At 69.7% G+C, this 19,885-nt stretch carries 23 protein-coding genes, 1 tRNA gene and 1 pseudogene; 11 read left to right on the top strand and 14 right to left on the bottom strand.

All coding sequences use genetic code 11. From position 1 onward, the window contains the following. Positions 1–28: 28 nt before the first annotated feature. The 5 genes from MQH10_RS02585 to MQH10_RS02565 are packed head-to-tail and all read right to left on the bottom strand — an operon-like array spanning position 29 to position 3,555. Positions 29–1,228 (bottom strand): MFS transporter, encoded by a 1,200-nt coding sequence (locus MQH10_RS02585; protein WP_242562509.1) that lies wholly within the window; start codon positions 1,226–1,228, stop codon positions 29–31. Then, a complete protein-coding gene (locus MQH10_RS02580; protein WP_242562508.1) occupies positions 1,225–1,872 on the bottom strand; it encodes a GNAT family N-acetyltransferase in 648 nt (215 codons plus the stop codon). The genes MQH10_RS02585 and MQH10_RS02580 overlap by 4 nt, the downstream gene beginning before the upstream one ends. Next, a complete protein-coding gene (locus MQH10_RS02575; RefSeq protein ID WP_242562507.1) occupies positions 1,869–2,432 on the bottom strand; it encodes a demethoxyubiquinone hydroxylase family protein in 564 nt (187 codons plus the stop codon). The genes MQH10_RS02580 and MQH10_RS02575 overlap by 4 nt, the downstream gene beginning before the upstream one ends. Further along, on the bottom strand, positions 2,429–2,947 hold the full coding sequence (locus tag MQH10_RS02570) for a disulfide bond formation protein B (protein WP_242562506.1): 519 nt from the start codon (positions 2,945–2,947) through the stop codon (positions 2,429–2,431). The genes MQH10_RS02575 and MQH10_RS02570 overlap by 4 nt, the downstream gene beginning before the upstream one ends. A 29-nt stretch (positions 2,948–2,976) precedes the next feature. Then, complete coding sequence (locus MQH10_RS02565; protein ID WP_242562505.1) at positions 2,977–3,555, bottom strand: YqaA family protein; 579 nt, start codon at positions 3,553–3,555, stop codon at positions 2,977–2,979. A gap of 113 nt (positions 3,556–3,668) precedes the next feature. Here MQH10_RS02565 and hppD point away from each other — a divergent pair, with 113 nt between their 5' ends. Genes hppD through MQH10_RS02535 form a run of 6 tightly spaced genes read left to right on the top strand, consistent with a single transcriptional unit; the run spans position 3,669 to position 8,734 of the window. Beyond that, positions 3,669–4,769 carry a 4-hydroxyphenylpyruvate dioxygenase gene (hppD, locus tag MQH10_RS02560; RefSeq protein ID WP_242562504.1) on the top strand — a complete coding sequence of 367 codons (1,101 nt, stop codon included), beginning with the start codon at positions 3,669–3,671 and terminating at the stop codon, positions 4,767–4,769. A gap of 9 nt (positions 4,770–4,778) precedes the next feature. Beyond that, positions 4,779–5,771 carry an isoaspartyl peptidase/L-asparaginase family protein gene (locus MQH10_RS02555; RefSeq protein ID WP_242562503.1) on the top strand — a complete coding sequence of 331 codons (993 nt, stop codon included), beginning with the start codon at positions 4,779–4,781 and terminating at the stop codon, positions 5,769–5,771. Next, positions 5,771–6,904 carry a homogentisate 1,2-dioxygenase gene (locus MQH10_RS02550; protein ID WP_242562502.1) on the top strand — a complete coding sequence of 378 codons (1,134 nt, stop codon included), beginning with the start codon at positions 5,771–5,773 and terminating at the stop codon, positions 6,902–6,904. Before MQH10_RS02555 ends, MQH10_RS02550 begins: the two co-directional genes overlap by 1 nt. Further along, positions 6,905–7,177, top strand: coding sequence for a hypothetical protein (locus tag MQH10_RS02545; protein ID WP_242562501.1), 273 nt, complete (start codon positions 6,905–6,907; stop codon positions 7,175–7,177). It abuts the gene before it with no gap. A gap of 58 nt (positions 7,178–7,235) precedes the next feature. Continuing rightward, positions 7,236–8,243 (top strand): fumarylacetoacetate hydrolase family protein, encoded by a 1,008-nt coding sequence (locus MQH10_RS02540; RefSeq protein ID WP_242562500.1) that lies wholly within the window; start codon positions 7,236–7,238, stop codon positions 8,241–8,243. Continuing rightward, entirely contained in the window at positions 8,240–8,734 is a 495-nt protein-coding gene (locus tag MQH10_RS02535; RefSeq protein ID WP_242562499.1) for a MarR family winged helix-turn-helix transcriptional regulator, read from the top strand. The genes MQH10_RS02540 and MQH10_RS02535 overlap by 4 nt, the downstream gene beginning before the upstream one ends. Here MQH10_RS02535 and MQH10_RS02530 read toward each other — a convergent pair. The 3 genes from MQH10_RS02530 to MQH10_RS02520 all read right to left on the bottom strand — a co-directional run bounded on the left by MQH10_RS02530 (position 8,731) and on the right by MQH10_RS02520 (position 11,311). Then, positions 8,731–9,030: a hypothetical protein gene (locus MQH10_RS02530; protein ID WP_242562498.1), complete on the bottom strand. Its 300-nt coding sequence runs from the start codon at positions 9,028–9,030 to the stop codon at positions 8,731–8,733. The two genes, MQH10_RS02535 and MQH10_RS02530, sit on opposite strands and share 4 nt — an antisense overlap. Before the next feature lie 83 nt (positions 9,031–9,113). Next, the gene (gene feoB, locus MQH10_RS02525; protein ID WP_242562497.1) at positions 9,114–10,982 is read right to left on the bottom strand and encodes a ferrous iron transport protein B; all 1,869 of its coding nucleotides are present in this window, start codon (positions 10,980–10,982) and stop codon (positions 9,114–9,116) included. Beyond that, positions 10,979–11,311 (bottom strand): FeoA family protein, encoded by a 333-nt coding sequence (locus tag MQH10_RS02520; RefSeq protein WP_242562496.1) that lies wholly within the window; start codon positions 11,309–11,311, stop codon positions 10,979–10,981. The genes feoB and MQH10_RS02520 overlap by 4 nt, the downstream gene beginning before the upstream one ends. Positions 11,312–11,527: 216 nt before the next feature. Here MQH10_RS02520 and MQH10_RS02515 point away from each other — a divergent pair. Continuing rightward, a tRNA-Leu gene (locus MQH10_RS02515) sits at positions 11,528–11,611 on the top strand. Between the two features lie 35 nt (positions 11,612–11,646). On the opposite strand, the gene MQH10_RS02510 is transcribed toward MQH10_RS02515, so the two are convergent. Continuing rightward, positions 11,647–12,021: a hypothetical protein gene (locus tag MQH10_RS02510; RefSeq protein ID WP_242562495.1), complete on the bottom strand. Its 375-nt coding sequence runs from the start codon at positions 12,019–12,021 to the stop codon at positions 11,647–11,649. Positions 12,022–12,086: 65 nt separating this feature from the next. Further along, positions 12,087–12,743: a PAQR family membrane homeostasis protein TrhA gene (gene trhA, locus MQH10_RS02505; protein ID WP_242562494.1), complete on the bottom strand. Its 657-nt coding sequence runs from the start codon at positions 12,741–12,743 to the stop codon at positions 12,087–12,089. A gap of 277 nt (positions 12,744–13,020) precedes the next feature. Between trhA and MQH10_RS02500 the strand changes: the two genes are divergently transcribed. After that, positions 13,021–13,839, top strand: coding sequence for a winged helix-turn-helix domain-containing protein (locus MQH10_RS02500; RefSeq protein WP_242562493.1), 819 nt, complete (start codon positions 13,021–13,023; stop codon positions 13,837–13,839). Here MQH10_RS02500 and MQH10_RS02495 read toward each other — a convergent pair. Beyond that, positions 13,836–15,052 (bottom strand): annotated as a pseudogene (locus tag MQH10_RS02495) (methyl-accepting chemotaxis protein). The gene MQH10_RS02500 and the pseudogene MQH10_RS02495 overlap by 4 nt on opposite strands. An 802-nt stretch (positions 15,053–15,854) precedes the next feature. On the opposite strand from MQH10_RS02495, the gene MQH10_RS02490 reads away from it, so the two are divergent. From MQH10_RS02490 to ypfJ, 3 genes are all read left to right on the top strand, one after another. Further along, a complete protein-coding gene (locus tag MQH10_RS02490; RefSeq protein WP_242562492.1) occupies positions 15,855–16,757 on the top strand; it encodes a DMT family transporter in 903 nt (300 codons plus the stop codon). 81 nt (positions 16,758–16,838) lie between these two features. Continuing rightward, entirely contained in the window at positions 16,839–17,210 is a 372-nt protein-coding gene (locus tag MQH10_RS02485; protein WP_242562491.1) for a hypothetical protein, read from the top strand. Between the two features lie 72 nt (positions 17,211–17,282). Then, on the top strand, positions 17,283–18,146 hold the full coding sequence (gene ypfJ / locus MQH10_RS02480; protein WP_242562490.1) for a KPN_02809 family neutral zinc metallopeptidase: 864 nt from the start codon (positions 17,283–17,285) through the stop codon (positions 18,144–18,146). Positions 18,147–18,149: 3 nt separating this feature from the next. Here ypfJ and MQH10_RS26650 read toward each other — a convergent pair whose 3' ends face one another. From MQH10_RS26650 to cuyA, 3 genes are read right to left on the bottom strand one after another with little or no spacing between them, the layout of a single operon-like run. Continuing rightward, the gene (locus tag MQH10_RS26650; protein WP_336605029.1) at positions 18,150–18,494 is read right to left on the bottom strand and encodes an aspartate/glutamate racemase family protein; all 345 of its coding nucleotides are present in this window, start codon (positions 18,492–18,494) and stop codon (positions 18,150–18,152) included. Further along, on the bottom strand, positions 18,434–18,856 hold the full coding sequence (locus MQH10_RS26645; protein ID WP_336605028.1) for an aspartate/glutamate racemase family protein: 423 nt from the start codon (positions 18,854–18,856) through the stop codon (positions 18,434–18,436). The genes MQH10_RS26650 and MQH10_RS26645 overlap by 61 nt, the downstream gene beginning before the upstream one ends. Continuing rightward, on the bottom strand, positions 18,853–19,857 hold the full coding sequence (gene cuyA / locus MQH10_RS02470; protein WP_242562489.1) for a D-cysteate sulfo-lyase: 1,005 nt from the start codon (positions 19,855–19,857) through the stop codon (positions 18,853–18,855). The genes MQH10_RS26645 and cuyA overlap by 4 nt, the downstream gene beginning before the upstream one ends. Positions 19,858–19,885 lie beyond the last annotated feature (28 nt).

The raw sequence follows: 19,885 nt of genomic DNA, 5'->3' as shown, positions 1-19,885 counted from the left end.
TCCGGCAAATGACCCGGCTGTAATCCCGTCAGGACGTGCGCTGCTCCTCCGGCGGCTTCACCGTCCGGAACATGACGAGCAGCAGGAGATCATAGGCGATCTTCAGTCCGCCGCCGATCACCAGGGGCCAGGCGAAGGGGCTCAGCGTGAGGAGCGCGCCGGCGAGGGAAGGGCTTAGGGCCGAGGCCAGGCTGCGCGGCACATTGGTCACGCTGGCGGCCGCCGCCCGCTCCGGCGGGGTGACGATGGCCATGACGTAGGAGGTGCGGGCCGGCACATCCATCGCCGAGAGGCTTGAGCGGACCAGCAGCAGGGTGATGGCGATCGGCAGGCTGGGGGCGAAGGCGACGGCGATCAGGCAGAGCTGGGCCGGGATGTGGGTGAAGACCATGGTGTTGATCAGGCCGATCCGGGCCGCCAGCCGGCTGGAGGCGAGCTGGGAGAAGGCGGTCAGCACGCCCGCCCAGAAGAAGAAGGCCGAGGCCGCGCCCAGCGACAGGCCCCAGGTCCGGAACAGCCACAGCGCCAGCAGCGACTGAACCAGGAAGCCGCCGCCGAAACTGTCCAGACTGAACAGGCCGGCGAGCATCAGCACCCGCTTGCGCGACGGCCCCAGGGGTTCGCGGACCGGCTCTTCGCCGACGGGGATGGCCGGCAGGGCGCGATAGAGCAGGAACACCGCCATGCCGATCAGGCCATAGAGGACGAACAGGGCGCGGGCGACGGCCAGCGGGTCGGCGCCGACCAGGCCGCCGAGCTTGGCCGCGGCGCCCAGGCCCAGGGCGCCGGCCGCGCCCAGCAGGGAGCCGGTCAGGCTGTAGCGGGCGAACAGGCGGGTGCGCTGGTCGTCGGGGCCGGCATGGGCGAGCAGGGCCTGCTCAAGGGGCAGGAAGGGGCTCACGTCCCCGCCCGACGGGTTCAGGGTGCCGACGAAGCCCACCACCATCAGGGGCCAGAAGTCGCGCACGCCCGCGAAGGCCAGGCCGGTCGCCAGCATCAGCACACAGGCGGCGAACAGCAGGCGGCGGGGCGCGATCCGGTGGGCGACCAGGCCGACGCCCAGGGTCAGGACGGCGGAGCCCAGCAGGGTGGCGGTGGTGAGCGCCCCCACCTGGAAGGGACTGAAGCCGAGCCTCGTCAGATAGACCGGCAGCAGCAGGGCGATGAAGCCGTCGCCGAAGGCCCGCAGGCCGCGGGCGGCGACCAGGATGCGGGCGGCCGGGGTCATCCCCCCGGCCGGGCGTCGCGCCACATGGCCCAGATCGGTGGCGCGCCTTCGCCCGGGCGGTACTCGCGGACCACCTCGAAACCATACCGCTGATAGAGCGGCACATTGGCGATGTTGGAGCTTTCCAGGAAGGCGGGCAGTCCCAGGGCGTCGACCTTGGCGAGGCCGGCGGCCAGCATGCGCGAGCCGACGCCCATGCCCTGGGCCTCGGGCCGCACGCCCAGGAACCACAGATAGGCGTGGGGGCGGTCCATAGGGTGGAATTCGTCCATGGCCTTGCGCATGGCGAGCAGGCGGGAGAACCGTCCGAAGCCGGTGGCGCCCAGAATGGTCGGCAGCACCATCAGCTCGGTCAGGATCGGATTGGGGCCTAGACTCTCCGACGGCAGCCAGATCGCCGCGGCGCCGCCCGCGGCGGGCCGGGTCACCTCGCCGTCCTTCAGCGCGATGTTCTTCAGGATCATGCGGAAGAAGGCCAGGCGCGCCGCCGGCCGGCGGGCGTCGTCGCGCATGAACCAGTCGAACTGGGGATCCTTGGCGAAGGAGGCCGACAGGTCCTCGGCCAGCGCGTCCAGGTCCGCCAGGGTCGCGCGGGCCGGGGTCTCGGCGCCCCGGCGCAGGGCCTCGATGGCGTCCGGGGTCATATCTTCTCGCTGATCTTGATGGCCGCGCGGCAGCCGGCCTGGATCACCGCCGACAAGAGGGCGTAGCCCGGCGCCTCGCGGGCGCCTTCCTCCACCGCCTGGTCGCGGTGCGCCAGCTCCTCGTCGCGGAACTGGCTGAGCTCGGCGGCCAGCGCCGGTTCGCGCTCGGCCAGCTCGGCGATCTGGCCGGCATAGTGCTTCTCGATCACGCTCTCGACCGCCTCGGTGCAGGCGTGGGCCGCCTTGTCGCCGAGGAGGGCGGTGCCGGCGCCCAGGGCGAAGGCGGCCGCACGCCAGATCGGGGTCATGGCCGTGGGCCGCACGCCGTGCTCGGTCAGCAGGTGGTCGAAGCGCGACAGATGGACGGCCTCGTGGCCTTCCATTTCGGCCAGCTGGGCGGCGGTGCGCTCATGCCCGCGGCCGGCGCCCAGCACCGCGCGCTGGCCGCGATAGATATGGACGGCGCCGAGTTCCCCGGCGTGGTCGACGCGCAGAATCTCGGCCAAGCGGGCCTTGGGCGCGCCCAGGCCGGGGCGGGGCGGAATGGGCTTCTCGGTCATGCGGGGCGCCTGTCGTTGAGCAGGGCGAGCACGCTCCAGACGATCAGCTTCAGGCTGATCAGGGCGTTCCAGCCGGCCATGGAGAGACCCAGCCAGCGCCAGGCGGCCTGGTCGCAGGCGGGCGGTTTGATCTTGGCGGTGCCGTCCGCCAGCGCGGTCAGGGCGTTCAGGTCGACCTTGGCCCCGCCGCCGGAGCATTGGGTCGGACCCGGCCACCACTTCCACTCGGCGCCCGAGTGATAGACCGCCAGGTAGAGGCCATAGGCGAAGATCACCGCCAGGGCGGCGTCGAACACCCAGCGCCAGCGGCGGATCGAGGGCAGGCGGGTCAGGACCACGCCCGCCAGGGCCACCGTGCCGGCGGCCCAATAGGCCTCCCTCTGGCGCAGGCAGAGCGTACAGGGCGCATAACCCCCGAAGGTCTCGAAGGCATGGGCGGTGGCCAGCATCAGGGCGGCGGAAAGCAGCGCCCAGATGAGCCAGCGGTCGCAGATCGCGCGGATTAAGCCGGTCATGGTCAGGGGATATGATCCCAAAACGGTGTTCAGCCCAAGACCTTAAGCGCCGCGACCGCCGCCACGATGAGGCCGAGCAGGATCATGGTGTAGAGGGTCATCCGCTTCTCGAACTCCTCCTGCACGGCCGGGCCGTAATATTTCAGCAGGGTGGCGGTCAGGAAGAAGCGCGCGCCGCGGGTGACGACCGAGGCCCACATGAAGGTCACGAACGAGAAGTGGGCCAGGCCCGAGGCGATGGTCACCAGCTTGTAGGGGATGGGCGTCAGGCCCTTGATCAGGATCACCCACAGGCCCCACTGGTCGAACCAGTGGCGGAACGCGGCCTCGCCGTCGGCGTGGCCCAGCAGGGCCAGCAGCCAGTGGCCGAGGCCCTGCAGATAAAAGCCGATCGCGTAGCCCAGCATGCCGCCCAGGACCGAGGCCAGGGTGCACAGGGCCGCCAGCCGATAGGCCCGGTCGGGCCTGGCCAGAACCATGGGCGCCAGCATCACGTCCGGCGGGATCGGGAAGAAGGAGCTTTCGGCGAAGGAGACGGCGAACAGGCCGGCAGGCGCGTGACGCGACCCGGCCAGGCTCATCACCCAGTCGTAGAGTTTGCGGAACATGGCGACCCAGGGAGGAAGATCACAGGTTAGCTATCAGGCCTCGCAGGCCTTGTCTCCCGCACTCGCCTGAGGCAGATAGTTTCAAACGATACCATTTGCCCGGAGACGCCGCCATGAACGTCCAGGTTTCAAATCCCGCCCGCGATCTGTTCGACAATCCGCTGGGCACCGACGGATTCGAGTTCGTCGAGTTCACCTCGCCCGAGCCGGACCGGCTCAAGGCCCTGTTCGAGATGATGGGCTTCACGGCGGTGGCCAGGCACCGCTCGAAGAACGTCCTGCGGTTCCGCCAGGGCGACATCAACTTCATCCTGAACATGGAGCCGCAAGGCCAGGCGGCCGAGTTCCGCGCCGCCCACGGCCCCTCGGCCAACGCCATGGCGTTTAGGGTGCGTGACGCCGCCGCCGCCCTGAAGCTGGCGGTCGAGCGCGGCGCCAAGGCGGTCCAGGGCCCGGTCGGTCCGATGGAGCTGAACATCCCGGCCATAGAGGGGATCGGCGGTTCGAACCTCTATCTGGTCGACCGCTATGGCGCGCAGGAGATCTATGACGTCGACTTCGTGGCCATTCCCGGCGCGGCCGAGGCCATGTCCGCCAATGGGGTGGGCCTGACCTATCTCGATCACCTGACCCATAACGTCCATCGCGGGCACATGGCGACGTGGGCGGAGTTCTACGAAAAGATCTTCAATTTCCGCGAGATCCGCTACTTCGACATCGAGGGCAAGCAGACCGCCCTGGTTTCCAAGGCGATGACCAGCCCCTGCGGCAAGATCCGCATCCCGCTCAACGAGAGCCAGGACGAGCATTCCCAGATCGAGGAGTTCCTGAAGGACTACAAGGGCGAGGGCATCCAGCACGTGGCGCTGGGGGCCGAGGACATCTTCGCCGCCGTCGAGGCCATGCGGGCCCGGGGCGTGAAATTCCAGGACACCATCGACACCTATTTCGACGGCATCGACGCCCGGGTTCCGGGCCATGGCGAGGGCGTCGAGCGCCTGCGCGCCAACCGCATCCTGATCGACGGGGCGCCGACCGAGGGCCAGGGCCTGCTGCTGCAGATCTTCACCGAGAACATGATCGGCCCGATCTTCTTCGAGCTGATCCAGCGCAAGGGCAATGAGGGCTTCGGCGAGGGCAACTTCAAGGCCCTGTTCGAGTCCATCGAGCTCGACCAGATCCGCCGGGGTGTGCTTCCCGCAAAGGAAGGCTAGGCTCGGCGCATGAGTGACAGCGCTTCGCGGCCCGCATGGGCGATCGTGGTCCATGGCGGGGCCGGAGTCATCGAACGCGGCCGCCTGAAGCCGGACCAGGAAAAGGCCTATCGCGACGCCCTGGCCCAGGTGGCGCAGGCCGGCGCGGCGGTGCTGGAGGCAGGCGGCTCGGCGCTGGACGCCATCGAGACCTCGGTGCGTCTCCTGGAGGACGATCCGCTGTTCAATGCGGGCCTGGGGGCCGTGTTCACGGCCGAGGGGCGCAATGAACTCGACGCCGCGATCATGGACGGAGCGACCCTGGCCGCCGGCGCCGTGGCCGGCGTCACCGCGGCCCGCCATCCGATCAGCCTGGCGCGCGCCGTCATGGAACGCTCCGGCCATGTGATGCTGATCGGCGAGGGCGCCGACGCCTTCGCCCGGTATGACGGCCAGGAGGCCGCGGGTCCCGGCGCCTTCTTCACCGAGCGGCGCTGGAAGAGCCTGGTCAATTTCCTCACCGCCGAGGGCCTGCCCATTCCGCCCAAGCCCGAGGCCACGCGCGATGATCCCAAGGCGGAGCTCGCCCATGACGAGGGCAAGCATGGCACGGTGGGCGTCGTCGCCCTGGACCGGAACGGTCACGTCGCCGCCGGCACCTCGACCGGCGGGGTCACCGGCAAGCGTTGGGGACGGGTCGGCGACTCCCCGGTGATCGGGGCGGGCACCTATGCCTCTGACCGCTCCTGCGCGGTCTCGGCCACAGGCGCGGGCGAGTATTTCATTCGGCTGGGCGTGGCCCAGGCGATCAGCGCCCTGGTCGAGCTGAAGGGCCTCAGCCTGCAGGCGGCGGTCGACGAAGTCGTCCAGAGCCGGCTCACCGCGCTCGGCGGCGACGGCGGGGTGATCGCGGTCGCGCCGGACGGCCAGATGGCCTGGAGCTTCAACACGTCCGGCATGTACCGGGCCCGCGTCGCCGACGGCCGGCCCCTGGAGGTCGGCGTCTACAAGGACGATCCGTGATGACACGCAACTGGATCCCCGTGCGCGGGGCGCAGGGGACGCATTCCCGCCAGGCCCACGCCGACATGCCGGCCGGGACCTATGAGCGGGAGATCTCGAAGGAGGGCTTCTTCGGACCCGCCGCCTTCCTGCACCACAAGCGCCCGCCGACCGGCTGGGTGAAGTTCGAGGGGCCGCTCAGGCCCCGGGCCTTTGATCTGGCCCGGCTGAACGAGGCCACGGGGTCGCCCTGGTCTGCGCCGGTGGTGCTACACAATGCGGCGACCGAGATGCGTTTCTGGAAGCTGGCCGCGCCCATGCCGGCGCTCGCCCGCAACGCCGACGGCGACCAGCTGCTGTTCGTCCACCAGGGCGCGGGCGACCTCTACTGCGACTATGGCCGCATCGCCTATGCGGCCGGCGACTATCTCTATCTGCCGCGCGGGACCATGTGGCGGCTGAGCCCCGCAGAGCCGACCGCCGTCCTGATGATCCAGGCGACCAACACCCACTTCACCCTGCCGGACAAGGGCCTGCTGGGCGGCCACGCCCTGTTCGATCCCGCGATCCTCGACACCCCGGTCATGGACGAGGCCTTCCGCGCCCACCAGGCGGAGGAGGGCGAGTTTCCGGTGGAGATCAAGAAGCGCGGCCAGGTCTCGGTGGCGACCTATCCCTATAATCCGCTGGACGCGGTGGGCTGGCACGGCGAGCTTGCGCCCGTGCGGCTGAACGTCGCCGACCTGAGGCCCGTGGTCAGTCACCGCTATCACCTGCCGCCCAGCGTCCACACGACCTTCCTGTCGGACCGGTTCGTAGTCTGCACCTTCGCGCCGCGGCCCTTCGAGACCGATCCCGGCGCACTCAAGGTGCCGTTCTTCCACAACAATGACGATTTCGACGAGGTGCTGTTCTACCACGCCGGCGACTTCTTCAGCCGCGACAACATCGACGCCGGCATGATTACCTTCCATCCGTCGGGCTTCACCCACGGGCCGCATCCCAAGGCGCTGAAGAACATGCTGGTCCAGCCGAAGGCGGCGACGGACGAATACGCCGTGATGATCGATACGCGAGACCCCCTGGAGGTCGGCGAGGCGGCGTCTATGGTGGAGAACACCGCCTACGTGGACAGCTGGAAGACCGCCGACTGAATGGCTCAGATCGATCGCAAGGCCGACCTGGCCGAAGCCGCCGCCGAGGAGCTGGAGCGGGCCTGCGAACTCGGCTGGCGCGACCTCGCCCAGGTCACGCCCTGGGGCGACACCTATGAGGGCTTCACCCCCGCCGGCCGTACGGCCCAGTTCGAGCGCAACTATCTGTGGGCCCGCGAGGCCAGGGGCGACATCTGCGTCGAAGTCGTGGTCTATCAACCGGAAGCCCATGAGCAGGGCGTGAAATTGACCCGGCTCATTCGCCGCCCCTGAGACGGGGCGCAATCATCAGACGACGCTGATCAACGGCGTCGGTGTGGAGGAGACGACAATGAAGCTGGCTTCGCTGAAGTGGGGCCGTGACGGCCGCCTGGTGGTCGTCTCCAATGATTTGGCCTGGTGCGTGGAAGCGGTCGGCGTCGCCCCCACCCTGCAGGCGGCGCTGGACGACTGGGAGCGCTGCGAGCCCCTGCTGCGCGGCCTGTCGGAGAGCCTGGAGCACGGCTCGATCCCCCGCGTGCGGTTCCATGAGCACGCCGCCGAGAGCCCGCTTCCCCGGGCCTATCAGTGGGCGGACGGATCGGCCTATGTGAATCACGTGGCCCTGGTGCGGAAGGCTCGCGCCGCCGACATGCCCGCCAGCTTCTGGACCGATCCCCTGATGTACCAGGGCGGCTCCGACGACTTCCTGGCGCCGCGCGATCCGATCCCGCTGGCCGACGAGGACTGGGGCTGCGACCTCGAGGGCGAGGTCGCGGTGGTGGTCGGCGACGTGCCCCAGGGCGCGACCCGCGAGGAGGGGCTGGCGGCGATTCGACTGGTGATGTTGGCCAATGACGTTTCGCTGCGGAACCTGATCCCAGGCGAACTCGCCAAGAACTTCGGCTTCTACCAGTCCAAGCCGGCCTCCGCCTTCTCCCCCGTGGCCGTCACCCCGGACGCCCTGGGCGACGCCTGGAAGGACGGCAAGCTGCATGGCGCGCTCGAAGTCGAGCTCAATGGCAAGATGCTGGGCGAGGCCGACGCCGGGGTCGACATGACCTTCGACTTCGGAACCCTGATCGCGCACGCCGCCAAAACGCGCCGGCTGTGCGCGGGCACGATCATCGGATCGGGCACGGTGTCGAATCGCGGCCCCGACGGCGGTCCAGGCAAACCTGTGTCAGAGGGTGGTGTCGGCTATTCCTGCCTCGCCGAATTGCGGACGGTCGAGACCCTTGCCCATGGGACGCCCACCACACCGTTCCTCAAGGTCGGGGATCGCGTCAGGATTGAAATGCGCGACGCCCGTCGCCACTCCATATTCGGCGCCATCGAACAGGAGATCGCCCGTCCATGACCCTGCCGTCCCAGCCCCAGGAGCCCCTGATCGCGGGTGAACTGAAGCTGGACGCCTATCTGCCCTACAGGCTGTCGGTCGCGTCCAATGCGGTCTCCGGCCTGATCGCCCGGGCCTATGAGGACCGCTTCGGCCTGACCATCCCGCAGTGGCGGCTGATCTGCGTCCTCGCCGAGGACGGGGGTCTGACCCAGGGGGCGGTGGTGGCGCGGACGGGGATGGACAAGGTGACGGTGAGCCGCGCGGCCCAGGGCCTGGCCAAGCGCCGCCTGGTGCAGCGGGCGGACCATCACGCGGACGGGCGTTCGCACCTGCTCTCGCTCAGCCAGGAGGGGGCGCGGCTTCACGCCGAGATCGCGCCCCTGGCGCTCGCCTATGAGGCGGCCCTGATTTCGGGCCTGGCCCCCAGCGAGGTGGCCCTGCTGAAGCGGCTGTTGTCGCGGCTGCAGAGCGCGGCCCATGCCTTGAGCGGCGAGCCGTCGCCCGGTTAGGCCTCGGCGCGCACCGCCCAGCGGTGCGATCCCTCGCCGAATTTCAGATGAAAGCCGAGCGCTGTGCGCTGCGCCTCGTCGCGGCAGGCGCGCTCGAAGCTGCCGATCACCTCGCGCTCCAAATCCGGGGGGATATGGCGGACATCGAGGCCGCGTTCGCGCGCCACCTGGGCGATGACCTCGTTGCGGTGCGCCTCGCCGCCGAACAGCAGTAGGGTCTCGCGAATCCGCTGGACCAGGCCCGCGTCGTTCGGACCGCCTGCCTTGCGGCGATTGGGATTCTGCGCATGCGCCATGATCGAACCCTCCCGTGCGCACGATATAATTCGCACGTTTAACGGGCGGTCAATGGTCTAGCTTAACCCGGTGCGGTCCGGCCTTAACCAGCGCCGAGCGCGGCGGCGGTCTGGTAGACGATCAGCGCGGCGAGATAGGCCAGCGTGATCATGTAGAGGAACATGATCGTCGGCCATTTCCAGCTGTTGGTCTCGCGCTTCACGACGCCCAGGGTCGCGACGCACTGGGGGGCGAAGATGTACCAGGCCAGGAAGGCGAGGCCCGACCCCAGCGACCACTGATGGGCCAGGATCGAGGACAGGCTAGCCCCATCCGCCCCGCCCACCGCATAGACGGTGCCGAGCGCGGCGACGGCGACTTCCCGCGCCGCCATGCCGGGGACGAGCGCGATGGTCATCTGCCAGTTGAAGCCGATCGGGGCGAGCAGGGGCTGCAGCACGTGTCCGATCATGCCGGCCAGGCTGTAGTCGATGGCCGGCAGGGTCGCGCCGGCGGGCGGGCCGGGGAAAGTCGACAGGAACCAGACCACCACCATCAAGGGCAGGATGATGCGGCCGGCCCGGCTGATGAAGATCTGGCCGCGCTGAATCAGCTGGCGGGCCACATTGGCGGGATCGGGCGCCTTGTAGGTCGGCAGCTCCATCATGAAGGGCTCGGACATGCCCCGCCAGAAGAACCGGCGCATGACGAAGGAGGCGCCGAGCGCCGACAGGATGCCCGCGGCATATAGGCCGAACATAACCAGCCCTTGCAGGCTGGCGAAGCCGAACACCGTCCGGTGCGGGATCACCGCCCCGATGATCAGGGTGTAGACCGGGATCCGCGCCGAGCAGGTCATCAGGGGCGCGACCAGGATGGTGGTCAGGCGATCGCGTCTCGAATCGATCACCCGCGTCGACATGATGCCCGGGATGGCGCAGGCGAAGCTGGACAGCAGGGGGATGAAGGCGCGCCCGTGCAGGCCGGCGCCGCCCATGATCCGGTCCATCAGGAAGGCGGCCCGGGCCATGTAGCCGGAATCCTCCAGCATGATGATGAACAGGAACAGGATCAGGATCTGGGGCAGGAAGACCAGCACGCTGCCGACCCCGGCGATCACCCCGTCGACGATCAGGCTGCGGAGCATGCCGTCCGGCATCCAATGGGCGACCAGGCCGCCCAGCGCCGTGAAGCTTCCGTCGATCAGGTCCATGATCGGGGTCGCCCAGGTGAACACCGCCTGGAACATGACGAACAGGAGGGCGAGCAGGATCGCCAGGCCGGCGACCGGATGCAGCAGCAGGCTGTCGATCTTGCCGGTCAGGGTGTCCGGATGCTCGGGCGGCCGGACATAGGCCTTCATGATCCGCTGGGCCTCGCGATGGGCGTCGCGGATCTGGCCGGCGTCGGGGGTCGACCAATGATTATCGCCGGTCTGGGCGGCGGTCAGGGTCGCGGCGTCGATCTGGGCGACCAGATCATCGATGCCGCGCTTGCGGGTGGCCACCGTGGTGACGATCGGCGCGCCCAGTTCGCGGCTGAGCCCTTCAAGGTCGATCCTGAGGCCTTGGCGCTGGGCGATGTCGTACATGTTGAGCGCCAGCACCAGGGGCCTGCCGACCTGGCGCAGCTCGAGGATCAGCCGCAGGACCAGGCGCAGATTGGTGGCGTCGGCGACGCAGACGATGACGTCGGGCGGCGTCTCGCCGGCCAGCTGGCCCAGCACCGCGTCACGGGTGACGGCTTCGTCGGGGCTGCGGGCGCGCAGGGAATAGGTGCCGGGCAGGTCGAGGACGAACAGGCTGCGGCCCTGGGGCGTGACGACCACGCCCTCCTTCCGCTCCACCGTGACGCCGGCGTAGTTGGCCACCTTCTGACGGCTGCCCGTCAGGGCGTTGAACAGGGCGGTCTTGCCGGAATTCGGATTTCCCACCAGCGCCACGCGCGCCGGGGACAGGACGGCGTCGGTCATGCCGCGGGCGCATCCAGGGCGAACAGCACCTCGTCGGCGTCGCGACGGCGCAGGGCGACGCGCATATCGTCGAGGCGGACGGCGATGGGGTCGTGGCCGAACAGGCCCTCGTGGATCAGTTCGATGCGGGCGCCTTCGACGAAGCCGAACTCCAGCAGGCGGCGTTGCAGCTCCTCGCGGTCGACGCCGTGTTCGGTGACGGCGAGGTCGGCGCGCACCTGGACGATGGTGCCGCGATCGCCGGGCGAGGCTTCGCTCAACCGCACCAGCACGCCCTGGGCAGGGTCGGCCAGCTGGAGCGCCGCGCGATCGATCGACAGACTGTTCATCCGGGCCTTCCTCGTGACGCGCCCCTATTGCGAACGATTATCATTCGCCTCGACCCGCGTCGAGCGTTCAGTTCGCCGCACTGCATTGAACGTGCCGGACGGCCTCCTGCCTTGACCCTGATCAAGGCGGGCCGGTCCACGGCCCCCGCGCCCGGCCGGTTCCGGGGTTGCGCGAACGGGCGCCAGCCCCTAATCGACGGGGACTTCCTCGCGCTGGCCCCAGTGGCGAAATGGTAGACGCGGTAGACTCAAAATCTATTGCCGAGAGGCGTGCTGGTTCGAGTCCGGCCTGGGGCACCACCGCGGTTCGGAACCGCGCCGACGCGCCCTGAGCTTCAATGCATCGTGGTGTGCGGCTCCAGCCCGAGATCGGGCGAGAGCTCGGGCTCGGCGCGGCCCAGGAAGTCGGCGGTCGCCTGCAGCATCTCGCCGCTGATGTGGGTGGGATCGCAGCCCACGACATTGGCGGTCATCTCGGGGTCCTGGGCGCACAGGGTGAGCTGCCTGGCCATGTGCTGGATGACGAAGGCGCCTTCCGGATCGGGACTGTTGGACAACAGGCCGACCACCAGGGCCAAGCAGGCCTCCAGCTGGCTGGCCTTGAGCTGGACCTCGCGGGTCTTCTGCATCAGCAGCTGGGCGTTGGCCTCGACCACCGCGGTGGTGTCGAGGATCCTCTGCAGCTCTTCCGGCGAAATGTCCTGGGCCATGCCCGTCCCCTCAATGCCTCACTGAAGGCTTGAACGGAGCCGGAGGCCCGGATGGGGCGGGAAATCTAGTGCGGCTGGGCCAGAACCACGCCGACCAGGACGGCGGCATATTGCAGGATCGCGCCGCCGACGACGTGGCCGTGCCAGATGGCGCGCCGGAACTTGAGCTTTTGCAGCAGGTAGAACACCGCCCCCGTGGAGTAGATCGCGCCGCCCAGGGCCAGCAGCAGCAGGGCCACCCAGGACAGGCCGTCGATCATCGGCTTGATCGCCACCAGGACCAGCCAGCCCAGGGCGAGATAGATGGCCACCCAGAAGCGGCGGCCGAGGCCGGGCAGGAACAGCTTCCCCGCCACCCCGGCCAGGGCCACGGTCCAGACCGCCGTGGTCATGCCGATCGCCCAGGCGCCGTGCAGGTTCTGGGTGGTGAAGGGCGTGTAGGAGCCGGCGATCATCAGGAAGATGCCGGCGTGGTCGAAGCGGCGCAGCAGCGGCCGGCGCGGCGCCTTGGCGAAATTATAGGCCGTCGACAGGGCCAGCATGGCGACCATGCCCGCCGTGTAGACGCCCACGGCCGCGGTCTCGCCCAGGCCGCCCAGACGCACCGAAAGCGCCAGCAGAATCGCCCCGCCGATCACCGCGAAAGCCAGACCTGCGATATGGACGACCAGGTCGGCGCACTTGGCGCCTGGCGACGGATAGTGGCGCGACAGCGTTGTCATGGCGGTCTCCGGGCGGCGGGCCTGCGGGGAGGGGCTTGCCGCGGCGTCGATTGTAGCCGGCCAAAGGGCTAAAGGGCAGCTCTTTCCCTTTGACGGCTGATTCTTAAGGGGCTTCGTGCTTCACTCGGCTAAAGGGAAGTTGATGTGCGAGACGTCGATGATTGAGCCCCCCAGAATCGTATTTGACGCCGATCATCGGCGTCAGTTGGCGCGTCTGGCGTCGCACCACTTCTTGAATACCGGGAGTCTGATCGCGCGCGTCGTCGACTCAGATCTGGTGACCGCCCTGACCTTTCTGACGATCTCGCGGGCGAATGTGCGGGAGCTCACCGACGACGGTGTCGGCGCCCAGGACTTCGCCGCCCTGGAGGCGGTGCCGCCGGACGAGCTGCGACGCGGCGTCAGCGTCTACGCCGTGGCCCGCGACCTGGGCATTCCCTACGAGACCGTGCGGCGCCATGTGCGCAAGCTGCGCGACAAGGAGGTTGTCGACGCCGGGGCCGAGGGCCTGACCATTCCCCGCCGGGTCTACGCCTCCCCCAATCAGATCGAGGCCGTCGCCCAGAACTGGGAGCTGGTCCGCGCCTTCGTCGCCGACGCGGTGCGGTTCGGGCTGGTGGCGCCGGGACCGGGCGCGCCGCCCCACGCGGACGTGCGCCGCCAGGCCGTGCGCCTGTCCATCGCATATTTCCTCGACAGCCTCAGCGTGATCGGCCGCGCCCTGGAGCAGGACGCCCTGAGCGCCATGGTGTTCCTGGCGATCGGCCGGGGCAATGTCGGCCACTTCGTCCATGATCCCGTGACCCGCGCCGCCTATGGCAGCGTGGCCGCCATTCCGCCGGACGACATCCGCCGGCCGGTGAGCGCCTATGCGGTTTCGCGGGGTCTGAACCTCCCCTATGAGACCACCCGCCGGTACGGCCTGAAGCTGACCGAACAGGGGTGGGTCGAGCGGACCTCCAATGGCGGTCTGCTGATCCCGGCCAGCGTGGTGGCGCGGCCGAGCATGATCCAGGGGGTCGTGGACCTGGCCGACACGACCCAGGCCTTCCTGGCCGAGATGCTGGCCCTGGGCGTGCCGGTCGAGCCGGTCTAGGCCGCGCGGCGCAGGCGCGCCGGCCCGCCGATTTGGAACCGGCTGACCAGATCGGAGAGCTCGTCGGCGTCCTTGGCCAGCGAATGGCTGGCGGCGGTGGACTGCTCGACCATGGCCGCGTTCTGCTGGGTCACCTGATCCATCTCGTTGACCGCCAGATTGACCTCGGCCAGGGCCCCGGCCTGTTCCTGGGACGAGGCGGCGATCTGGCTGACCAGGGCGTTGATCTCCGCGACCTTGCCGACGATCAGGTTCAGGGCCTCGCCGGTCTGGCCGACCAGGTCGACGCCGGTGGCGACATTGCGCCCTGACAGCTCGACCAGGCCTTTGATCTCCTTGGCGGCTTCCGCCGAGCGCTGGGCCAGCGCCCGGACTTCCGAGGCCACCACCGCGAAGCCCTTGCCGGCGTCGCCGCCCGGGCCGCTTCGACCCCGGCGTTCAAGGCCAGAAGGTTGGTCTGGAAGGCGATCTCGTCGATCACCCCGATGATCTGGCCGATCTGGCTGGACGAGGTCTCGATCTCGCTCATGGCGGAGATGGCCTGGGTCGCGACCTCGCCGCCGCGCTCGGCGTCGATCCGGGTCTCGCCCACGGCGATATTGGCGGACCTGGCGCCCTCGGCCGCCTTGCGGACGGTCACGGTGATTTCCTCGACCGCGGCGGCGGTCTCTTCCAGGGTCGCGGCCTGACGCTCAGTCCGGCGGGCCAGGTCGTCGGAGGCGTGGCTGATCTCGCCGGCCCCGGAGCGGATGCCCTCGGCATGGGTCAGGATGACCTGCATGGTCTCCTCCAGGGCGCCGATGGCCTGGTTGAAGTCGCTCTGAAGCTTGCGATAGGAGTCGGGGATCGCCTCGTCGAACCGGTAGGTGAGGTCGCCGCGGGCGAGATGCTCCAGGGCGTTGCTCACCGCATTCATCACCAGGACCTGTTCGGCCTCGGCCCGATGGCGGATCTCCTCGGCGTGGGCGCGCTCGGCCTCGAGCTGACGGCGTTGCTCCGCGGCCTCGGCCTCGCTCTGGCGACCGGCCAGGGCCTCCTTGAAGGCGTGGAGCGCCCGGGCCATGGCGCCGATCTCATCGCGCCGCTGCGTGTGCGGCGGGATGACGGTGAGGTCCCCGGCGGCGAGGCGCGATACGGCGGCGGTCACCTCGACGATCGGGGTCACCAGGGTGCGCCGGGCGACCAGGATCAGGCCGATGGCGAAGGCGACCATCGCCGCCAGGACGCCCAGCATCAGGATCTGGTCGAACTTGCCGCCGGCGATCGCCTTGCCCGAGGTGGCGCGCGCGCCGGCGTCGATGGTGTCGCCGGCCTTGGCCATGGCCCCTTCGAGCACCTCGAACTGCTGCTTGAAGGCCGGAAGCTGCGCCCGGGCGCCGGCCGGGTCGGTCGCGGCCTGGCCGACGATCGCCTGGGCGGCGCTGATATAGGTGGCCAGGGGGGCGTCGAGCTCCGCCAGGGCCGCCTTGGCCGTCGGGTCGGTGACCAGCTTGCGGTTGGCGTCGAGGCTGTCCTGGAACTGCTTGGCGTGATCGGCCAGGTCGGCCTTCACATCGGAGATCGCCAGGCCGTTGGCGGGGTCTGAAGACATGATCGCCGCCAGCACGTCCGCGCGCAGGGCGTCGTGCATCATGTCGGCTTCCATGTGGTTTCGCAGAGAGGTCGCCGCGTCGGTGCTCGCCGAGAGACCGTGGCTCAGCCGCCAGGCGACCCCAAGGCCCGTCGCGGCGCTGGCCACGCCCAGCACCAGGACTGCGGCGCCGGCGGCCATGATCTTGCGGTTGATGGAAGCCGTTTTCATGGCGATCTCGTCCCTAGGGTAGGGCTGAAACCCTCGCTCGGTGCGGTTGCGTGATGGTTAACAAAGTGCTGCGGCGGGCCTTCGCGACCTTATGACGCTGGACTTCTACGGGTGGGGTTCGCCTCTGAGTGGCAATGACGTCGGGGCGGGTCTGCGGGGTGGCCTTGGAGGCGTCGGCGCCCTATGGCGAAGGCCGCGCCCGGAGGCCCCGCTCTTGTCCCTCAGTTCGACCGCCGACCATTCGGCCCTGCAGCGTAACGGGGTCGGCATCGCCTTGCGGGTCTGCGCCATGGTCTGCATGGCCAGCCTCTCGGCCCTGGTGAAATGGTGCTCCGGCAAGGGCGTGCCGGTGCTGGAAGTGATCTTCTTCCGCAACGCCTTCGCCTTCATCCCGGTGATGATCTACGTGGCGCGCACCAGCGGCTTCGGCGTGCTGAAGACCCAGCGGCCCCTGGGGCACCTGGCCAGGTCCACGGTGGGCCTGATCGGCATGGTCTGCGGCTTCATGGCGGTGGCCCGGCTGCCGCTCACCCTGTCGACCTCGATCGCCTTTTCCTCGCCCCTGTTCATGACCGCGCTCTCTGCCCTGATCCTGAAGGAGCCGGTCGGCGTGCATCGCTGGGCGGCCGTGGGCGTGGGCTTTGTCGGCGTGCTGATCATGGTCCATCCCGATCCCGCCCACATGGCGGTCGTGGGCACGGTGCTGGCCCTGGTCGGCGCCCTGGGCGCGGCGGGCGCGATGATCGCCATCCGCGAGATCGGGCGCACGGAGCAGGGCCCGACCATCGTCTTCTATTTCACCCTGGCCGGCGCGGTCCTTGGCCTGGCCAGCGCCCCCTTCGGCTGGGTCATGCCGGACCCGACCACCCTGGCCCTGCTGATCGGCGCCGGCCTGATCGGCGGGACCGGCCAGCTGTTCCTGACCGAGGCCCTGCGCCGGGCGCCGGTCGCGGTGGTGGCGCCCTTCGACTACACCCAGCTGGTCTGGGCGAGCCTGATCGGCTTCTTCGTCTGGGGCGAGACGCCCCAGCCCCTGACCCTGGTCGGCGCCCTCGTGGTGGCGGGCAGCGGGGTCTATATCCTGCTGCGGGAGACGCGCGGCCTGCGCCGCGGCTGAGGGCCCGGGAACCGGACCGGCCCGCGCCGGGTTTCGCAGGCGGCGGAGCCTCTCCGCCCCAACGGGTCCCGGAGGGTCCAGATGTCCATCCTCAACTCATCCCTGCGGCCAGGGCGCGCCCTCGCGGCCCTGGCGCTCGCCCTGACCGTCGGCGCCGGCGGCGCAACCGCCCAGACCCTGGTTCCGCGCCCGCTGGGGGCCGAGCCCAGCCTGGCGGACCGCCAGCTGGAGATGTCGCAGACCGCGGCCGCGAGCGCCGAGGCCAACGCCCGGGACGCCCAGGCGCGCACGCAAGCGAACCTGAAAGCCGCCCAGGACATGAGCGAGCTGAAGCGGCCGCCCCCGCCCGCCCTGCCGGACCTGATGCCGTCGCAGGACCTTCTGCAGATCTCACCGGCCGCCGACGCCCGGTCCAAGGCGATGATTGCCGCCAATTTGTCGCCCAAGCGCTGACAGGGCGCGCGATCCGTCCCATCTTGACCGCCGAGGCGCCCGCGCAGGGCCCCGCATCTGAACGGAGCGACCATGCGTTGGCAGGACGGCGATCGCGGCGGCAACATCGAGGATCGTCGCGGCCTGGGGCCCGTCGCGGCCGGCGGGGTCGGGATCGGCGGTCTGGTGCTGGCGGCCATCGGCTATTTCGTCTTCGGCGTCGATCCCTCGACCACACTCAACGCGGTCCAACAGCAGGCCGGCCAGGAGATGTCGCAGGACGGCTTCCACGCCGGGGCCCGCGGCACGCCGCAGGATCTCGACGCCCAGTTCGTCGACGTCATCGAGCAGTCGACCACCGAGGTCTGGTCGCAGGAATTCCAGGCGCGGGGGCGCATCTATCAGCGGCCGGCGGCGGTGGTGCTCTATGACCAGTCGACGGGCACGGGATGCGGCTTGGGCCAGACCGCCATGGGACCGTTCTATTGCCCGGCCGACGAGAAGGTCTATCTGGACCTTTCCTTCTGGCAGGAGCTGTCGGGCCGGTTCGGCGCCGGCGGCGAGGCGGCGCGGGCCTATGTGATCGCCCACGAGATCGGCCATCACGTCCAGAAGCTGACCGGCCAGACCCAGCGGGCGGAACGGCTGGGCGCCCAGGGCGCGGCCTCGGGCTCGGTGCGGCTGGAGCTGCAGGCCGACTGCTATGCCGGGGTCTGGGCGGCCCATGCCGCCGAGATCTCCGGCGGCAAGGTCAGCCTGGACGCCAAGGACATCGCCGACGGCCTGAGGGCGGCCTCGGCGGTCGGCGACGACACCCTGCAGCAGGAAACCCAAGGGCGGGTCGCCCCGGACACCTTCACCCACGGGACCAGCCAGCAGCGGATGCGCTGGTTCGAGGCCGGGGCCGAAAGCGGCGACCCGGCCCAGTGCGACACCTTCAAGGCGGCGCGGCTCTAGACCCTACATCTCCAGGACGGGGACCGGCTCCAGGCCCAGGCACACGGCGACGCAGCGGTGGGCGAGCAGATCGCCGGCGTCGATCAGCGGCAGACGGATGTCCTTGGCGGACAGCACCAGGGGCACCTCGGTGCAGCCGGCGATCACCGCCTCGGCGCCCTCGGCGGCGAGGGTCTGGGCAAGGCCGGCCATGCCCGCGCGGACCTCGGGGCCGAGATCGCCGGCCTTGATCCTGGCCAGCAGGGCCATGAACTCGTCCTGCTTGTCCGGCGGCAGGGTCACCAGGCTCATGCCCTGGGCGGCGATATATTCGCGGTAGAGCTTGATGGCCTGCTTGGTGCCCAGCACGCCCGCGCGGCGGGCGCGCTGTCGCGGGCCGCGGCGGCGGCGGTGCCGATCATGTCGATCAGGGGCAGGCCGGCTGACCGGCTGATCAGGTCGGCATAGACGTGGGCGGTGTTGCAGGCGATGGCCAGCACTTCGGCCCCGGCGCCGCGCAGGGCGCCCGCCATTTCCGCCAGCACCGGACCGGGCTTGGCGAAGGGATCGTTGCGGTCCGGCACCTGGGGATTGATGTCGACGATGACCCGGATGTGGTCCTGGTCGCGCTCGGCGGGCGTATAGGCCTGGATCTTGGCCAGGAAATCGAGGGTCGCCGCCGGGCCCATGCCGCCCAGGACGCCCAGGACCTTGCTCGGGGTCTTGCTCATGCCAGGTGTCCTTCCAGAACCGAGTGATAGCCAAAGAGGCCCTGGGCCCCGCCGGTGTGCAGGAAGACCACGGTCTCATCCTTGAAGGCGCCGGCGCGCGACAGGGCGATCAGCCCCTTCATCGCCTTGCCGGTATAGACGGGATCCAGCAGCAGGGCCTCGGTGCGGGCGACCAGCTTCAGGCCGTCGATCACCGCCTCGTCGACCAGGCCATAGCCCGCGCCGACATAGTCGCAATCGGCGACAGTCATCTCGCGGGTGACGCGCTCTTCGTGACCCAGCAGGGCGGCGGTCTGGACGGCGAGCTTGTGGACATTGGCCTCCTGGGTCTCCTTGGGCGCCCGGACCCCGATCCCGAGCACCGGAATGTCGGCGCCGATCAGGGCCAGCCCCGCGACCAGGCCCGCATGGGTGCCGGCGCTGCCGGTGGCGGTGACGATCCGGTCTATGACCAGGCCCTGGGCGTTGGCCTGGGCGACCAGTTCAATGGCGCAGTCGACATAGCCCAGAGCGCCGATCGGATTGGAGCCGCCGCCGGGAATGACATAGGGCTTGCCGCCCGCCGCCCGGACCTCCTCGGCGACCGACTCCAGCGCGGCGTTCATGTCGCTGCCGGCCGCAACATTGCGCAGCTTCGCGCCGAGCAGCCGGTCGAGCAGGACGTTGCCGGAGGCGGTGTAGTCGACGGCGTTGGTCGGCACCCGCTCCTCGAGGATCACCTCGCACTTCAGGCCGAACCGCGCGGCGGCGGCGGCCGTCTGGCGCACGTGGTTCGACTGCACCGCGCCCTGGGTGACCAGGGTGTCGGCCCCGGCCTCAAGGGCCGCGCCCAGCAGGAACTCAAGCTTGCGGGTCTTGTTGCCGCCGCCGGCCAGGCCGGTGCAGTCGTCGCGCTTCACGAACAGGCGCGGTCCGCCCAGGGCCTCCGACAGACGGGGCATGGGCTCCAGCGGCGTCGGCAAGTGGGCGAAGCGGGCGCGGGGGAAGCGGGCGAGATGCATGGTCTACTCCTTAGACCCCACGCCTAAC

The sequence above is a fragment of the Phenylobacterium aquaticum genome, assembly GCF_022695515.1.
GTDB classification, from domain to species: domain Bacteria; phylum Pseudomonadota; class Alphaproteobacteria; order Caulobacterales; family Caulobacteraceae; genus Phenylobacterium; species Phenylobacterium aquaticum.
Note: the sequence above shows the minus strand (reverse complement) of the source record. Positions and strands in the feature narration are given on the sequence as shown.

What these genes read in the sequence shown, in the direction of transcription:
- MQH10_RS02520 (WP_242562496.1), bottom strand. Translation starts at nt 11,311, where the DNA reads ATGAACAGTCTGTCGATCGATCGCGCGGCGCTCCAGCTGGCCGACCCT.
- MQH10_RS02530 (WP_242562498.1), bottom strand. Translation starts at nt 9,030, where the DNA reads ATGGCGCATGCGCAGAATCCCAATCGCCGCAAGGCAGGCGGTCCGAAC.
- MQH10_RS02535 (WP_242562499.1), top strand. Translation starts at nt 8,240, where the DNA reads ATGACCCTGCCGTCCCAGCCCCAGGAGCCCCTGATCGCGGGTGAACTG.
- MQH10_RS02585 (WP_242562509.1), bottom strand. Translation starts at nt 1,228, where the DNA reads ATGACCCCGGCCGCCCGCATCCTGGTCGCCGCCCGCGGCCTGCGGGCC.
- MQH10_RS02485 (WP_242562491.1), top strand. Translation starts at nt 16,839, where the DNA reads ATGTCCATCCTCAACTCATCCCTGCGGCCAGGGCGCGCCCTCGCGGCC.
- MQH10_RS02545 (WP_242562501.1), top strand. Translation starts at nt 6,905, where the DNA reads ATGGCTCAGATCGATCGCAAGGCCGACCTGGCCGAAGCCGCCGCCGAG.
- MQH10_RS02555 (WP_242562503.1), top strand. Translation starts at nt 4,779, where the DNA reads ATGAGTGACAGCGCTTCGCGGCCCGCATGGGCGATCGTGGTCCATGGC.
- MQH10_RS02565 (WP_242562505.1), bottom strand. Translation starts at nt 3,555, where the DNA reads ATGTTCCGCAAACTCTACGACTGGGTGATGAGCCTGGCCGGGTCGCGT.
- hppD (WP_242562504.1), top strand. Translation starts at nt 3,669, where the DNA reads ATGAACGTCCAGGTTTCAAATCCCGCCCGCGATCTGTTCGACAATCCG.
- feoB (WP_242562497.1), bottom strand. Translation starts at nt 10,982, where the DNA reads ATGACCGACGCCGTCCTGTCCCCGGCGCGCGTGGCGCTGGTGGGAAAT.
- MQH10_RS26645 (WP_336605028.1), bottom strand. Translation starts at nt 18,856, where the DNA reads ATGAGCAAGACCCCGAGCAAGGTCCTGGGCGTCCTGGGCGGCATGGGC.
- MQH10_RS02550 (WP_242562502.1), top strand. Translation starts at nt 5,771, where the DNA reads ATGACACGCAACTGGATCCCCGTGCGCGGGGCGCAGGGGACGCATTCC.
- MQH10_RS02570 (WP_242562506.1), bottom strand. Translation starts at nt 2,947, where the DNA reads ATGACCGGCTTAATCCGCGCGATCTGCGACCGCTGGCTCATCTGGGCG.
- MQH10_RS02540 (WP_242562500.1), top strand. Translation starts at nt 7,236, where the DNA reads ATGAAGCTGGCTTCGCTGAAGTGGGGCCGTGACGGCCGCCTGGTGGTC.
- MQH10_RS02580 (WP_242562508.1), bottom strand. Translation starts at nt 1,872, where the DNA reads ATGACCCCGGACGCCATCGAGGCCCTGCGCCGGGGCGCCGAGACCCCG.
- ypfJ (WP_242562490.1), top strand. Translation starts at nt 17,283, where the DNA reads ATGCGTTGGCAGGACGGCGATCGCGGCGGCAACATCGAGGATCGTCGC.
- MQH10_RS02510 (WP_242562495.1), bottom strand. Translation starts at nt 12,021, where the DNA reads ATGGCCCAGGACATTTCGCCGGAAGAGCTGCAGAGGATCCTCGACACC.
- trhA (WP_242562494.1), bottom strand. Translation starts at nt 12,743, where the DNA reads ATGACAACGCTGTCGCGCCACTATCCGTCGCCAGGCGCCAAGTGCGCC.
- MQH10_RS02575 (WP_242562507.1), bottom strand. Translation starts at nt 2,432, where the DNA reads ATGACCGAGAAGCCCATTCCGCCCCGCCCCGGCCTGGGCGCGCCCAAG.
- cuyA (WP_242562489.1), bottom strand. Translation starts at nt 19,857, where the DNA reads ATGCATCTCGCCCGCTTCCCCCGCGCCCGCTTCGCCCACTTGCCGACG.